Origin of the sequence: Methylobacterium sp. CB376 (assembly GCF_029714205.1) — a bacterium.
Classification (GTDB): Bacteria; Pseudomonadota; Alphaproteobacteria; order Rhizobiales; family Beijerinckiaceae; genus Methylobacterium.
Window position 1 is genome coordinate 3,848,316 of sequence record NZ_CP121648.1, and the last position, 13,889, is coordinate 3,862,204.

Annotated in this window: 10 protein-coding genes; 5 read left to right on the forward strand and 5 right to left on the reverse strand. The window is 71.4% G+C overall.

The genetic code is table 11. From position 1 onward, the window contains the following. Positions 1-299: 299 nt before the first annotated feature. From QA634_RS17415 to QA634_RS17425, 3 genes are all read right to left on the reverse strand, one after another. Entirely contained in the window at positions 300-2,783 is a 2,484-nt protein-coding gene (locus QA634_RS17415; RefSeq protein ID WP_012333226.1) for a TonB-dependent siderophore receptor, read from the reverse strand. 249 nt (positions 2,784-3,032) lie between these two features. Then, the gene (locus tag QA634_RS17420) at positions 3,033-3,854 is read right to left on the reverse strand and encodes a proprotein convertase P-domain-containing protein (protein ID WP_050777493.1); all 822 of its coding nucleotides are present in this window, start codon (positions 3,852-3,854) and stop codon (positions 3,033-3,035) included. A gap of 20 nt (positions 3,855-3,874) precedes the next feature. Beyond that, positions 3,875-5,113 (reverse strand): S8 family serine peptidase, encoded by a 1,239-nt coding sequence (locus tag QA634_RS17425; protein ID WP_043701318.1) that lies wholly within the window; start codon positions 5,111-5,113, stop codon positions 3,875-3,877. A 349-nt stretch (positions 5,114-5,462) separates the two neighbouring features. Between QA634_RS17425 and hemA the strand changes: the two genes are divergently transcribed. From hemA to QA634_RS17440, 3 genes are all read left to right on the forward strand, one after another. Further along, positions 5,463-6,764, forward strand: coding sequence for a 5-aminolevulinate synthase (gene hemA / locus QA634_RS17430; protein WP_012333227.1), 1,302 nt, complete (start codon positions 5,463-5,465; stop codon positions 6,762-6,764). 67 nt (positions 6,765-6,831) lie between these two features. Then, entirely contained in the window at positions 6,832-7,521 is a 690-nt protein-coding gene (locus QA634_RS17435; RefSeq protein WP_012333228.1) for an NnrU family protein, read from the forward strand. Positions 7,522-7,602: 81 nt separating this feature from the next. Next, positions 7,603-8,976, forward strand: coding sequence for a molybdopterin molybdotransferase MoeA (locus QA634_RS17440; protein ID WP_012333229.1), 1,374 nt, complete (start codon positions 7,603-7,605; stop codon positions 8,974-8,976). Positions 8,977-9,093: 117 nt separating this feature from the next. Here the strand turns inward: QA634_RS17440 and QA634_RS17445 are convergent, their stop codons facing one another. Then, positions 9,094-9,420: an antibiotic biosynthesis monooxygenase family protein gene (locus QA634_RS17445; protein WP_012333230.1), complete on the reverse strand. Its 327-nt coding sequence runs from the start codon at positions 9,418-9,420 to the stop codon at positions 9,094-9,096. Positions 9,421-9,910: 490 nt separating this feature from the next. On the opposite strand from QA634_RS17445, the gene QA634_RS17450 reads away from it, so the two are divergent. After that, positions 9,911-12,064: a TonB-dependent hemoglobin/transferrin/lactoferrin family receptor gene (locus QA634_RS17450; protein WP_012333231.1), complete on the forward strand. Its 2,154-nt coding sequence runs from the start codon at positions 9,911-9,913 to the stop codon at positions 12,062-12,064. Between the two features lie 633 nt (positions 12,065-12,697). Continuing rightward, on the forward strand, positions 12,698-12,973 hold the full coding sequence (locus tag QA634_RS17455; protein ID WP_012333232.1) for a hypothetical protein: 276 nt from the start codon (positions 12,698-12,700) through the stop codon (positions 12,971-12,973). 31 nt (positions 12,974-13,004) lie between these two features. On the opposite strand, the gene QA634_RS17460 is transcribed toward QA634_RS17455, so the two are convergent. Then, positions 13,005-13,859 (reverse strand): alpha/beta hydrolase, encoded by an 855-nt coding sequence (locus tag QA634_RS17460; RefSeq protein ID WP_012333233.1) that lies wholly within the window; start codon positions 13,857-13,859, stop codon positions 13,005-13,007. Positions 13,860-13,889: the final 30 nt, after the last annotated feature.

Below are 13,889 nucleotides of genomic sequence, written 5' to 3' on the forward strand. Positions count from 1 at the left end.
GATCGTGCCGGCGGCGCGCTGCGCCTTGAAGCCTGCGTGGCGGATGGCGCGGCGCCGCGGAGCGCCGCCGAAGGCGAGTCGCAGCGCCGGGTGGGGAACGGGCATGAGAGGCCTCGAATCTCTGGGCGGGCGCGGGACGGGACTTGCCGCGGTGACCCTCGCCGGGCGCACGGCGCGGAACCGCCCTGCCCGAATCATCCGAAATCCGTCGGATTGCGTCGCCATGCGAATGTCGGCTTCGCTCAAGCGCCGCGCGGGCTTGTCAGACGCTGTCCGGACGTGATCGTCCGGACAGCGTCTCAGAAGGTGACCCGGGCCTGCGCCAGGATCCGACGTCCTTCCCCGATCGGGACGAACATCGGAGTCTGGGTCGGTTGATAATAATACTGATTGAGCAGATTCTTCACGTTCAACGAAATCATCATGTTGTCTTTCGTATACGATAACATCGCGTCGAGAGTGACGTGGCCTGGAAGTTTGTAGTTGTCGTTCTTCGAGCCAAAGGACGTGTAGGTGCTCGGGATGCCCTCGGCGCCGCCGCCGATCTGCAGACCTTTCAGCGGGCCGTCGGTGAAGCTGTACACCGCGTAGAGCTTGCCGGTGTAGGATGGGATTCCGGGATAGACATCGCCCGGCTGACGGCGGGGGTACTGAATGATGGTCCGCCCGACGCTGCCGATCAGGCTCAGGTTCTCCGTCACCTGTCCCTGGAAGTCCAATTCGAAACCTTTGCTCGTAGTGCCCGGTCCAAGAACGCTTGCGCGCAAATCGGGTCGATATATAAGTGTATTACTGTAAGAAATTTCGAAATGCGAAGCCGTGATCATGAAGCTGTCATTGAGCAGATTAAACTTCAGACCATATTCGTTCGAGTCGTTATATTGAGGAGGAGAAGTTTTGCCATCGGCAAGAACGCCCCGGTTCGGAATAAATCCGGTGCCGATCGTGCCATAGATGCTCATCCATTTCGTAATATCATAGACCCCGCCGGCGCTATATGTCAGCGCGCCATAATCGGTCAGACTATGGCTGCTCTTGCCATTATCCTCGGAATTTCTGTCCGAGCTGTAAAAATCCTGCCTGACCGATCCCAGAATATGAAGACGATCAAATAGATCAATTTTGTCTTGAAATGCCAATCCGATGTCTTCCGATCCGAGATGAACTCGCGTCTTGAAATTCCGCCCAAGAGATCCCTGCCGATTCGGCAAAGGCAGCGTGAGCGGCGGATTTCTGGGATCGATCAAGCCGGCAGGATATCCCACGAGGTTATAATTGACAAGATAATCATTCGTGTAGTCAATTCCGAATCTGGCCGTCTGCTTGTAATCCTGGAACGTGTGAACTGCGATCAGGTCGGATTGCGTGACGAACTGCCGCTCGGTCGCCGAGGTGAAGCCTCCGCCGAGCGGGACGGCCGCCGCACTCCGACCGGGCACGAATATATAACCAGAGGACACGTAATTATTCGCGAAATATCCGGTCCTGTTCCGAAACGTGAAGTCGAACGAACCGAAATTTGCTGTATCGATGGCATCGAATCTGTGCTCGACGTCCACATAGAGGTTGAAGGCTCGGAACGACGCCCCGGCCTCGGGGGTGCCGATCGGCTTCTCGCGATCGACCCGGAGCGGGCGGAAGTGGAGGGAGGGAATCCCGATCGTCATCGGCGGCAGCCCGCTGAGCTGGTCGAAGTAACGAACCCCGGCGGTCACGATCGTGGCGCCGTCGTCCCAGCGGATCTTCGGGGAGATCAGCCCTTCGTGGGGAGATCTGTCGCCGCCGAACGACGTGTCGGCCGTATTGCCCGAGAGGTTCAGCCGGTAGGTGAGGCCCTCGGCCCCCTCCACCGGCCCGCCGAGGTCGAAGGCGAGCGTGCGGTAGAATCGGCTGCCGAGGGTGAACTGCGCCTCCCGGATCGGATCGGCACTCGGCGCCTTGGGGATGATGTTGATCCCGCCGCCTTCGAGGCTCACCCCGGTCAGGTCGGTGGTCGGGCCCTTGATCACGTCGACGCGCTCGACGTCCTGCACGGGCAGGTTCATGCCCCGCGGACCGACGCGCCCGCCCACCATCACGTTCTGCACGCTGAAGCCGCGGATGGTGTAGCTCGGGATGCCGCTGCCCTGGCCGGCGCCGTAATTGACGGTGACGTTGCTGGCGTTGGTGGCCGCTTCGAGGATCGAGGTGGAGGCCTGCGCCTTGATCACCTCGCGGGTCACGCCGACGACGGAACGCGGATTCTCCTTCTGTGGGAAATTGAGCCGGTCGGAGGTGACGGTGGAGCCGGAGAGGAAGCCGCGATCCCCGGTGCTCCCCGCGAGGTCGGCCACGTCGATGGCGGCGATCATCCCGTCGCGGCTCGGGACGACCGCGCTGCTGCCCTGGCCGCGGCGGATGGTCAGCGAGCCCTGCGCGCTCGGCGTGGCCACGAGGCCCGAGCCGGCGAGCGCGCGGTCGACCGCGTCGCGGACGGTCATGCGGCCGATGATCGGCCCAGCCGCGCGGCCCTGCGTCACGTCTGCCGGGAAGGCGATCGTGCGGCCGCCGGCGCGCCCGATCTGGGCCAGGACGCCGCCGAGATCGCCGGCCGGTATGGCGAAGTCGACGAGATCCTGAGCGGAGGCCGGCAAGACCAGCGGCGGCAGCACGCTCGCCGCCGAGGCCGTGGACAGAAGGAGGGCGACCAGCCTCCAGCGGCGGCTGCGACCGCCCCTGACCGGCCCTGGCCCGCGCGACCGGTCCGCCTCGGATCCGGCCGTCATCCTCTGCGCCATCGTCATCGCGACCCCCTGTGCGTCTGCGGTTCGGTCCGCTTTCACCTTCTGTGACGCTCGGGCCGCCGAAAGCGTCAGTCCGGGCGCGAGGTTTTTTGAAGAATTCGCGATCCCGGAGCATTCGCTGACTTGGAGTCGGATTCCGCGATCATGCCTCACTCTAGGTCAGGCGGACCGGCGACCGGAGCACGGCGCGTCGGCTCGGCGCGAGCGGGGCGGGCCGAGCCGCGGAACGACGGCCCGGCCGGCGCGCGTTCAGACCAGGAGCATGTCCGGCGTCAGCAGGAAGGCGGGCACGCCGACCAGTTGCACCTGGCCGCCCCCCGACAGCGTCAGCAGCCCATCCCCGTTCTCGGCCGCGCCGATGCTGAGGGACTGCCCGTCGAGGAGATGGATGCGGTCTCCGCTCGCGGCGGAGACGCCGAGGATCAGGTCCGACCCCGATCCGGCGCCGAACACGAAGGTGTCGGCCCCCTCGCCACCCTCGAGCATGTCGTCCCCCGCGCCCCCGTCGAGGGTGTCGCTCCCCTCGCCGCCGATCAGGAGGTCGTCGCCCCGATCTCCGTGCAGGACGTCGTTCCCGCCCGCCCCCGTCAGCGTGTCGGCCCCGCGTCCGCCGAACGCGATGTTGTCGCCCTCGTTTCCGATGATCAGGTCGTTGCCGTCGCCGGTGATCGCGTTCTCGATCCCGACCTGGCCGAGTCGGATGAGTTCGGTATTGCGGACACGCGAGATCGCCCCCGGATTGAGGTCGAGGACCACGTCGCCGGTCATGGAGGCGGCCTCGATCCAGTCGCTGCCGCCGTCGCGGTCGTCGAGGACCCGGCGCGACGGATCGAGGGCCGCCATGTCCAGGAACTCGTCGGTGTAGTGATAGACCTCGTCGGAAGAGGGCGCGGACCCGTAGGCCGTCAGGCTGATGCGGCCGAGGGTGCCGCGGTCCCAGGGCATCTCGTTCTTGATGCGAACCGTCCATGTGCCGGCGCTGCGCTCGCCGCGGAGCCCATCCACCCCGAACGTCCAGGTGAGCCCCGCAGCGGCGTCCGGAGGGTGCCCGCTGCCGTCGTAGAGCTGCACGGCCGTGCCGGCAGGCGAGATCAGCGTGATGCGCAGATCCCGATAATCGCCGACCGCGATGCCGCCTTCAGGTCGACATGGTCGAGCACGACATCGTCCGTGAGATCGAACGTGGAGGCGAGGGTTCCCGAGTCCGGGATCGCCTCGCCGACGAAGAGTTCGCCGGAGCGCACCGTGATCTCGTTCGCGGAGGTCTGCGCGGGGGCGCCGATGGCGTGCCACGCCTCCGCCATGCGGACCGCACCGAAGACGTTGACCTTCCCGTAGCCGAAATCCGTGTGGACGTGCATGCCGCCACCGTTCCAGGTCGTGGCGCGGTTGATCTGCCAGACCCCGTGCTCCCAGCCGTTCGGCCAGGCCTGTCCGATCGCGCTGCCCAGATGGGTCGCGGAGGCGGCCAGGATGGTCTGGACGTCGCGCCAGCCGAGCCCGGGATTGGCCTGGAGCATCAGGGCGACCACGCCGGAGACGACCGGCGCCGGTGCCGAGGTCCCGGTGAACGCCATGTAGGAGCCAGGAGAATCCCCCTTCGAGCCCGGCATGTCGGTCGTGATCAGGCCGGTGCCCGGGGCCGTGACGAGGACGGAGGACCCGTAGTTCGAGAACTCGGCCCGCCTGTTCGAGAAATCGGTCGCCGCGACCGTCACCGTGTAGCGGGAGGCGTTCCCCCCGCTGCCGTTCGCGTTGATGCCGTCGTCGTTGCCGGCGGATTGGATGATCGGGGTTCCGAGGCCGCCGCGGCCGGTGCGCGAGACGACGTCGAAGGCTTGATCGAACCGCGCCGTGTCGCTGGTCGGATCGTTGAGGTTCGCGTTCGGGTTCAGCCAGAGCGGCGAAGGCTGCCCGCTGAAATTGATCACGTCGTACTGGGCGCAGGCCCGCATCGCCGCGATGTCGCCGTCGACGTCGTGGGGCACGCCGATCGGCGGTCCCCACCGATTGAGGTCGATCTGCGTCAGGGCGGCGCCGTAGGCCACGCCGACGCCGCCCTCGCCGTTGTTGCCAGAGGCGGCGATCACGCCCGCGACTTCCGTGCCGTGCCATCCGGAATACGTGGTGACGCCGTCATACGGCCCGGGGACCAGGATCGGCCGGCTCCGGTCCTCGCGCTCCTTCAGGTCGGGATGCGTGAAGTCGATGCCGTCGTCGAACACGCCGACATGGATGTCGGTCCCGTCGTAATCGTCCCAGATCGCTTCGATGTTGCCGATCGCTCTCAGGTACCATTGCTGAGCGTAGTAGGGGTCGTTCGGGTGCATGACGTCGCCGATCCTTCGCGTGGGCAGGGCCGAGCGAACCTGTCCGGACGGTCGCGCGGCGTCCGTGCGGAGGGAATGCGGCAGCCCCCACCGGCCTTGTCGGACGGGCGGGCGCAAGCGACAGAGACCCGGCCGGGATTCGGCGCGGTCCGGCCCGGGCGGCCCCCGGCCCCGGGCCGGGGAGATTGACCGACACCGCAGCACCGATTGATCGACATCAACGCGGGCGCGGCGCGCGGCGGTCAGGATCCGCTCTCGGGGTCCCCGGCTCGGGCGAGGCCGTGGCGGCGCCCCCGCCCGGCCCGCCCCTCGGGCCGAGCGGCCCGGCCGCCCCATCGAGGAGAACGCAATGCCCTACGCGTCCGTGCACGCGACGAGTGCCCGCCCGGCAAGCCCGCCGCGTGCCGGGAGCGGCCCGGACTACCAGGCCATCTTCCGCTCCGCCGTGGACCGCCTGCACGACGAGCGCCGCTACCGCGTCTTCGCCGACATCGAGCGCGTCGCCGGCCGCTTCCCGGTCGCCCGCCGGCGCCTGCCCGACGGCAGCTGCCGCGACATCACCGTCTGGTGCTCCAACGACTACCTCGGCATGGGCCAGCACCCCGACGTCGTCCAGGCCCTCACCCGGACCGCCGCCCGCTGCGGCGTCGGCGCCGGCGGCACCCGCAACATCGCCGGCACCTCCTCCCCGCTGGTCGACCTCGAGCGCGAACTCGCCGACCTCCACGGCAAGGAGGCCGCCCTGGTCTTCACCTCCGGCTACGTCTCCAACCAGACCGGCATCGCCACCCTGGCCCGGCTGATCCCCGACTGCCTGATCCTGTCCGACGCCTACAACCACAATTCGATGATCGAGGGCGTGCGCCAGTCCGGCTGCGACAAGCGCGTGTTCCGCCACAACGACCTCGCCCATCTCGAGGCGCTGCTGGCCGAGGCCGGCGCCCGGCCCAAGCTGATCGCCTTCGAGAGCGTCTACTCCATGGACGGCGACGTCGCCCCGATCGCGGCGATCTGCGACCTCGCCGCGCGCTACGGGGCGATGACCTACATCGACGAGGTGCACGCGGTCGGGCTCTACGGGCCGCGCGGGGCGGGGATCGCCGAGCGCGACGGGGTGATGCACCGGCTCGACGTGATCGAGGGCACCCTGGCCAAGGGCTTCGGGGTGGTGGGCGGCTACATCGCCGGGAGCGCGGTGCTGTGCGACGCGGTGCGCAGCCACGCGCCGGGCTTCATCTTCACCACGGCGCTGCCGCCGGCGATCGCGGCGGCGGCGACGGCCTCGATCCGTCACCTGAAGCGCTCGGGGGCGGAGCGGGCGGCGCATCAGCGCCAGGCGGCGCGCACGAAGGCGGCGCTGGCGGGGGCGGGTCTTCCGGTTCTGGCGACGCCGACGCACATCGTGCCGGTGATGGTGGGGGATGCGGAGCGCTGCAGGGCGGCGGCGGACCGGCTGCTGGAGCGGCACGGGATCTACATCCAGCCGATCAACTACCCGACGGTGCCGCGGGGGACGGAGCGCCTGCGGATCACGCCGTCGCCGTTCCACGACGAGGCTGACATCGCGCGGCTGACGGCGGCGCTGGTGGAGGTCTGGGACGCGCTCGGCCTGCCCCGGGCCGGCACGGCCTTCGCCGAGGCGGCCGAGTAGCGGAGCCGCCGATGCGCGCCGCGCGACCGGAATCCGCCGCGGCCCCCGGCGGAGGAGCTGTGCCGTGATGGAATTCGCCGCCGCCCTCGCGACCTTCCTGGTGGCCCACTCGGTCCCGGCCGTCCCGCGCCTGCGCGGCCGGCTCGTGGCGCGCCTCGGCCGCCGCGCGTACCTCGTCGCCTATTCGGCGCTGTCGCTCGCCCTGCTCGCGTGGCTGATCGTCGCCGCGCGGCGCGCCGGGACGGTGGCGCTGTGGGAGCCGGCGCGCTGGCAATGGGCCGTGCCGCTCGCCCTGATGCCCGTCGCGCTCTTCCTCATCGCGGCCGGGCTCTTCGCCGCCAACCCGCTCTCCGTCTCCCTGCGCGCCGGGGCGGAGCCGGGCCCGGTGACGGCGGTGACCCGCCACCCGCTGATGTGGGGCTTCCTGATCTGGGCCCTGGCCCACATCCCGCCCAACGGCGACCTCGTCTCGGTGGTCCTGTTCGGCGGGATGGCGGCGTTCTCGCTCGCGGGCTTCGCCCTCCTCGACGCGAAGGCGCGGCGCCGGCTCGGGGCGGAGCGGTGGCGGGCGCTGAGCCGGGGCACCTCGGTCGTCCCCTTCGCGGCCATCCTGGCCGGCCGCGCGCGCCTCGGACCGGTCCGCCCGCTGCTGCCCGCGGCCGCCGCGGCCCTCGCGGCCTATGCGTGGTTCCTGGCGCAGGGGCACGCCCTGCTGATCGGGCCCGACCCGCTGGCCTCCTTCCGGGCCCTCGGCTGACCGGGCGCGACGCCCCCCGCGGACGCGGCGTCGAGCCCCCGCGTCCCGGCCATGGATCCTGCGCGACGAGGAGACCGCACGATGATCGAACCAGCCCGCGCCGAACCCGCCCCGTACCGGGGCCCCGCGGACGAGCGCGCCGGCCGCGTCGCGCCGGCGGGCGCCCGGCCCGCCCGCCCGGCGGCGCGCGCCGAGGCCGCGCGGCCCCGCGCGGGCGCGGACGGCGCAGCCGCGCCGGCGGCGCTGCTGCCGCTGGAGGAAGCCTGCGCGCGGGCCGCCGCCGCCTGCCGCCCGGTGACCGAGGCCGAGACCGTGGCGCTGGCGCTGGCCTCGGGCCGGGTCCTGGCCGAGCCCGTCCGGGCCGCCCGCGCCTGCCCGCCCTCCGACCGCTCGGCCATGGACGGCTACGCGGTGGCGGCCGGCCAGGGCCTCGCGGCCGGCACGGTCCTGCGGGTGCGCGGACGCATCGCCGCGGGCGAGGCCGGCGAGGCGCTCGCGCCCGGGATCGCCGCGCGCATCTTCACGGGCGCCCCCCTCCCGCCCGGAGCCGACGCCGTCGTGATGCAGGAGCATGCGACGGTCTCGGGGGACGCCCTCCGGCTCGGCGGGACCGTGGCGCCCGGCGATCACGTGCGCCGCCGGGGCGAGGACGTGATGCCCGGCGACGGGCTCGCGGCGGCGGGAACCCGGCTCGACCCGCGCCGCATCGCGCTCCTGGCGGCGCAGGGCATCGGGACGGTGCGCGTGCGGCGCCGGCTCCGCGTCGCGGTGCTCTCGACCGGCAACGAGCTGCGCGGGCCCGGCGAGGACGGGCGCGAGGACAGCGGCACCTTCGACACGAACCGGCCGATGCTGATCGCGCTCCTCGGCGGCATGGGCCTGGAGGTCGTGGACGGGGGCCGGGTGCGGGACGAGCCCGCCGCGCTGGCGCGGGCGCTGCGCGACCTGGCGGCGCGGGCCGACCTCGTCGTGACGACGGGCGGGGCCTCCGTCGGCGAGGAGGACCACGCGGCGGGGTCGCTCCGGCTGGCCGGCGGGACGGGGGAGACGCTGGCGCTCGACCTGAAACCGGGCAAGCCCGCCGTGGTCGGCCGGATCGGCGCGGCGGCCTGTCTCGGCCTGCCCGGCAACCCGGTCTCGGCCCTGGTGTCCTTCTCGCTCCTCGGACGCGCGATGCTGGCGCGGCTCGAGGGCCGCGACTTCGCGAGGCCGCAGGGCCTCCCGCTGCCGCTCGCGCACGCGTTCCGGCGCAAGCCGGGCCGCACCGAGTTCATGCCGGCGCGCCTCGTGCCCGGCCCGCAGGGTCCGGCGCTCGCCCTGCTCGGGAGTACCTCGGCCCGCCTCGCGCCGCTCGTGGAGGCCGACGGCTTCGTCGAGGTGCCGGCCAGCCTCGCTTCGGGCGCCCCGGGCGAGCCCGTCGCCTTCCACCCCTTCGGCGGCCTCCTCGGCGCCTGAGCGTCGGCCGCGGCGGGCCGGGCGGCGGCGCCCGGCTCCGGGCGGGCGCACTCCCCTCCCCCGCCGGCGGCGCGCCTGCGACCGCCCGGGCGCCGTCGTCCCCGCCGCGCCGGGCCGTCACGCGGCCGGGCCGCGGGCGGCCGGATCGGCGAGGGTCCGGACGACCTCGACGCCCTCGAATTCGGGATGGAAGAGGGTCAGCGGCTGCGCCCCGGCCTCCCGGGCATGGGCGAGGCGGAACGGCTCGGAGCGCGTCCAATCCTCGAACGCGGCGCGCGACGCCGAGGCGGTGTGGGACGCGGAGAGGATGTGGTCCTCGCGCACGGGGCCGCGCAGCATGTGGAGGGCGACGAAGCCCGGACGCTCGCGGAGCCTGCTCTCCCGCGTCGGCCACACCTGCTCGAAGGCCTCCGCCCGATCCTTCGGCACCTGGAACCGGTTCATGGCGATGATTGTCGAGGAGCTCCGTCCGATCCGCGGCGCCGCATCGGCCGCACGCGCGGCCTAGCTCAACTTGCCCGGCGAGGAAAGATCTCGCCGGAACAGGCAAGATCGCCATCCTATTTTTGAAGTAGATCCATTCTCAACTGCGAATCTTCTCGACGATGTCTCGCTGCCGGAACGCGGCAAGGGCCCGGCGGGACGAGGAGGACGGGTCGGGCACCGACGGCACCCCAGGGGATGAGCCGGCCACGCGGATGCGGACGCGGCGGCATCACGCCTTGCACTAGCGCAACGGCGCGACGATGCCGATTTTTATCCTGGAAAGATTCCAGTCTTGCTCAGAAGATGTTTCGAATTGCATCAAGTCGATGCACGCGGACACCGATTGACTTTAGGGCACAGGAGTCCGCATGTCGGCGCCGGCCTGCCGGCGCGCCTTCCCGCAGCGGGCCGGCCCCATGCCTCTGCGTCATGCTTCGCGGAACCCGAGATGATCGTCCGCTGCCTTCCGTCCCGCCGTTCCGGTCTCGCGGCCGGCCTCTCCCTCCTCGCCGTCGCGTCCGCTCAGGCGCGGGATGCGGCGGCGCCCGCCCCGGCGGCCCGGACCGATGCCCCGATCGCCCTCGACACGATCTCGGTGACCTCCACGAGGACCGAGGCGCCGGCCATCGCCGCCCTGTCGGGGACGAGCGTGGTCACCCGCGCGCAGATCGACCGGATCCAGCCGAGCCGCCTGTCCGACCTGCTGCGCGACGTGCCCGGCGTGACGACGCAGGAGAACCAGAACGATCCGGCCCAGGCGGTCAACATCCGCGGGCTGCAGGATTTCGGGCGGGTCAACGTGCTGGTGGACGGCGCCCGCCAGGATTTCCAGACCTCCGGGCACAGCGCCAACGGCGTGTTCTACCTCGATCCGGAACTCGTCGGCGGGGTCGACGTCACGCGCGGGCCCGCCTCCACCCTCTACGGCTCCGGCGCGATCGGCGGCGTGGTCGCGTTCCGCACGCGCGCGATCGACGACATCCTGACGCCTGACGAGACGATGGGCGCGGTGCAGAGATGGGGGTTCGGCGGCAACGGGCAGCGATTCGTGAGCACGACGGCGCTCGGCGCCCGCATCGGCCCGGCCGCGGACCTGTTCGGCCAGTTCGTCTCGCGCCACGCCGATCCCTACCGCGACGGTTCCGGCACCCTGGTGCGCGACACCGGCAGCGCGCTGACCGCGGGCCTCCTCAAGGCCAATCTGCGGCCCGCCGAGGGCCACGAGATCAGCGGCACCGCCCTGATCCAGGATTTCGACTTCGCCAATGCCGGCACCGGCCAGGCGGGGGCCCGCTTCGCCAACAGGGTGCAGGCCGACACCTACACCCTCGGCTACCGGTTCGCCCGACCTGACGTGCCGCTGATCGACCTCGACGCCAAGGTCTACCGGACCTCGACGCACGACCTCCTGACCTTCCTCTCCGACGCGCCGAGCGGCCTCTACGGCGGTCTCGGCGCGCGTCCGGGCAATCGCATCGACTACGACATCGCGACCTCGGGCCTCGACATCCACAACTCGGCCCGATTCGACACCTGGGCGCTGAGCCACCGGCTGACGCTCGGAGGGGATTCCGTGCTCGACCGCGTCGAGACGGACGACCGGGCGGGCAGCTTCGGGGCCGCCTTCACCCCGTCCGGCACCCGCAGGCTCGCGGGAGCGTTCGTCCAGGATGAGGTGGGCTATTCCTCGTGGCTGCGCGTGGTCGGGGCGCTCCGCTACGACCGCTACGCATTGTCCGGCGGCGCCGTGCACGCCCGCGGTGAGCGCCTCTCTCCGAGGATCACCGTCGGCGTCACGCCCCTCACCGGAATCACGGTCTTCGGGACCTACGCGGAGGGCTATCGCGCCCCCTCGATCACCGAGGCCCTGGTGCAGGGCATCCACCCCTTCCCGGCCTTCACCCTCCTGCCCAATCCGGCGCTCCGGCCGGAGGTGGCGCGCACCATCGAGGGCGGCGTCAACCTCGCCTCCGGCGATCTGCTTCGGCCCGGCGACACGTTCAGGGCCAAGCTCAGCGTGTTCTCGACCGGCATCGCCGATTTCATCGCCGTCGGGCCGGTTGGCCCGACCTATCTCGTGCCGGCGCTTCCCGGCCTGCCGGCCTCGGCCTGCGCGCGCGGCGCGGGGCGGTTTCCGTGCGTGATCCCGGTTCGGTCGCTGCAGTACCGCAACGTCGCCCGCGCGGACCTCTCCGGCGTCGAGCTGGAGGGCGCCTACGATTGGGGCGGGGGCTTCGTCTCGCTCGCGGCGACCCACACCGACGGGCGCGACGCGGCGACCCGCGAGACGCTCCTGACGGTGCCGCCGGACCGGATCAGCGCGACCCTGGGACTGCGCTTCCTCGGCGAGCGCCTCACGCTCGGGGGCCGCCTCACCGTCGTGGAGGCGCGCCGGGCCGTGCCGGCCGGCGCGACCATCCTGGCGACGAAGGGCTGCGGCGTCGTCGACCTCTTCGCCTGCTACCGCTTCGACGATCGCGTCCGGGCCGACGTCATCGTCCAGAACGCGCTCGACAGGCGCTACACGCAATACCTCAACCTGCTGCAGAGCCCGGGCCTGACCGCCAAAGCCGCGCTCACCATCGCGTTCGCCACGTGCTGATGCCGACGGTCACGTCTCATCCGCCATCCGGTTGATGGCTTCGCCATCTCCCATTTCGGCCATGCGGATGTCGGCGTCGCTCAGGCGCCGCGCAGGCGCGTGAGCCGGGATCCGCTGCGATCAAGCGGAGCCCGGACCATGCCCGTTCGCATCGATCGCGAATCTCATCAATCGGCAGTTGCAACACGGGCCGCGCCCGCCGGGCGCCCGGTCCCGCGCGGGCACGGCGCGCGGGAACAGCCACGCTGCCCATGCATGGCTGACCTACACCAACGTCTGATTGATTTTGTGCGCCGCAACGTGGCATACCAAGACTCGCACGGCCGCGATGGCGTCGCGGCCGTGCTGCCCTCCTTGGGCGTTTCCTCCCTAGACTTCGGGCCGCTCGCGAGGGCGGCCTTTCTTTTGTCCAGGTGAGCGGAGCCTAGCGGCCTTTCCCCCCGCCTCCAAGCCGGCTTGGTAGAAAATTGTGCAGGTAGCCTCGTTCGGGAGCATTTTGCCCCCGAGCTACCGCTTCGGCCGGTGCGATGGCCGGGTCCGGGCGTCCGGGAGATCCCGACCGCGCGCCCCTCCGGCGGGACGGCGAATCGCTATCATCGGCACGGCATCGCGCGCCACGGACCGGACCAGCTCATGATCGACCCTGTGATCGCCCTCGGCGTCGTCGCGGCGACCGCCGTCACGGACGCGGCCTACGTGTTCTTCAACGCGGCCGTGGTGGCGAGGCGGCGCGTCCAGGCGGCCAATTGGAGTGCGGCCTGGTACCTGCTCTCGGCCTTCGCGGTCATCAGCTACACGGAGAACCCGGTCTACGTGGCGTTCGCGGCCCTCGGCTCCTGGCTCGGGGCCTACGCCTCGGTCACCTGGCTGGTGCGGCCGGAGCGGCCGGAGCGGCACCCGCCCGCCTGAGCGGCGGGCCGGGCGCGCCGCGGCCCGCCGCTCAGAGCGCCTCCACGAAGGCCCGGACCAGGCTGCCGTCGGGCTCGCGCAGGCTGAGCGCGATGTCGAAATGGTGGTAGCCCGGCATCGCGACCTCGCGCAGGCGGTGGCCCGCCGCGCGCCACGCCCCGGCATAGGCGGCGGTCTGCTCCTTGAAGGCGTCGCTCTCCAGGCCGCCCACGGCGGGCAGGAGCAGCGCCCGGGTGCGGCGCGGGATCAGGTGCAGGGGGCTGTTGCGCCGGGCGGAGGCGGCGTCGAGCCCCATCCAGGCATTGATGTGGGTGTGGCGCAGCGGCTCCAGGTCCATCAGGCCGGAGAGCAGCAGGGCCGAGGCGACGACGTCCGGCGGCAGCCCGAACCGGTCCTGCCAGCCCTCCGCCAGCAGCATGCCGCCGAGATGCCCCCCGGCCGAGGAGCCCCCGACATGGATGCGCCGGCCGTCGAGGCCGAACCGGGCGGCCTGGCCGTGCAGCCACGCGACGGCGGCGCGGGTCTGGCGCACGATCTCGTCGAGGCTGACCGCGGGTGCCAGCGCGTAGTTCAGCACCGCCACCGAGACGCCGCGCGGGACGAGGCCCGAGGCCGCGAAGGCGTTGTCGTCCTTCGACAGGGCGCGCCAGTAGCCGCCGTGGATCCACAGGAAGACCGGCGTGCCGGGCCCGGCCGGGTAGAGGTCGAGCCGCTCCCCGGAGACCGGGTCGTAGGTCAGGTCGGGGATCCGCTCCAGGGTGGAGACCGCCTCCTCGCTGGCCGCGACGTAGCGGGCGTACTCGGCCTCGAAGCTCGGGACGCTGGCGCGGGCATTGTACTCCCGGTCGAGCCGCGCGCGCGTCGCCTCGGTGATCGCAAGGGTCATGTCCGGTCCTTCCCGCGGCCGCGCCGGCAG